At 54.4% G+C, this 1,156-nt stretch carries 1 protein-coding gene; it reads right to left on the reverse strand.

Annotation, left to right across the window (positions count from 1 at the left end; genetic code table 11):
* Window positions 1-178 precede the first annotated feature (178 nt).
* Window positions 179-556, reverse strand: a complete 378-nt coding sequence (locus GOX73_RS20605) for a nuclear transport factor 2 family protein (RefSeq protein ID WP_171127201.1) — start codon at window positions 554-556, stop codon at window positions 179-181.
* Between the last annotated feature and the right edge of the window lie 600 nt (window positions 557-1,156).

Raw genomic sequence — 1,156 nt, forward strand, 5'->3', positions numbered from 1 at the left:
GTTCTGGTTGCGGGAAGTTTCAGCGCATTCCAAAATCGACGCGTCGTCAGTATCAATTCCTACGTAATATGCCACTGTTCTGTGTTGCATTCCCGACCTCCGTCCGGAATTTCAATTTGCCCGAGAGCCGTGCGCACGGATTAAACCAACGAAGAGACAATGTTGTTGATCGCTCTTCTTACTTCGGCAGCATGAAAAACTCTTCCAGCACAATCTTGCCCTCCGCCACCGAATACACCGCGATCTCGCGCAGGGTCATACGCTCACCCTTAGCCTTCTGAATCACTTCAGCTCTGAAGCGCACTCCAAAGCGGTTGGCTGGGTGGACGTAGGGGCCATCCACTTCTAGTTCTTGGATTTCATGCGACGCCAACCAATCCTCTCTTTTTCCTTTGATTGCTTCTCGACCCTTTGTTACGCGGAATTGTCGAACCGGAGGCACAACAGCCTCTATCGACTGCGCGTTTTCGGCATACATCTCATCAACACTTCCAAGGCCCCTGCGCTCACGCATGGCCTGGACGAATGATCTTCCGATTTCAATCAACTCTTCCATGAGCCCCCCTGAATTACCGTTGACTGTACCACGTCTTGCCCGCGCAAATCTTGACACGGATCAATGAGCACAAGGGGAAATGCAATGAGGCCGATTCGTACTCAACTCTGCTCAGCCAGAAGTAACACACTTAATACAGCGCCAAATTCGCATCAATCTGCAGGAAAGGCGGACAGCGTCAGCACGCTAGTGTCGCAGTTGCTATTTGGTTTTTAGTCAGTGCGACCGTGCATTGGCGGCTGGTTGCAACCTAAAGCTGCCATGGAGATGTAATGGTATACAAGAGGAAGTGCTGAGGCGATTGCCACGGCCGTTTTTACCAAAAACACATCTTCGCCCTTGCTTGCCAGACAATATCCGGCCCCCGCTCCTTCCCCCCGGTCTTGCGGGAGAAGGCCCTTCGCTTTCAGGTTCGTATCCGCGCGATGCCTTTTGTCGGAGGCCAGCCGCTTCCCCGCAGGCTTCTCACCTGCCCCGCTTTGACCGCGTACGGTCTCGGCGGTCCCCGGTCAGACGAGTGTCTGAAGACATACGTCGACCGGTGGGTTCCGTAGTCGCGTTTCTGCACCGGGCCAGAAGGAGCCGCGTCGGTGCGGGATG

Source organism: Ruegeria sp. HKCCD7221, from assembly GCF_013031225.1.
In the GTDB taxonomy this organism is placed as follows: Bacteria; Pseudomonadota; Alphaproteobacteria; order Rhodobacterales; family Rhodobacteraceae; genus Ruegeria.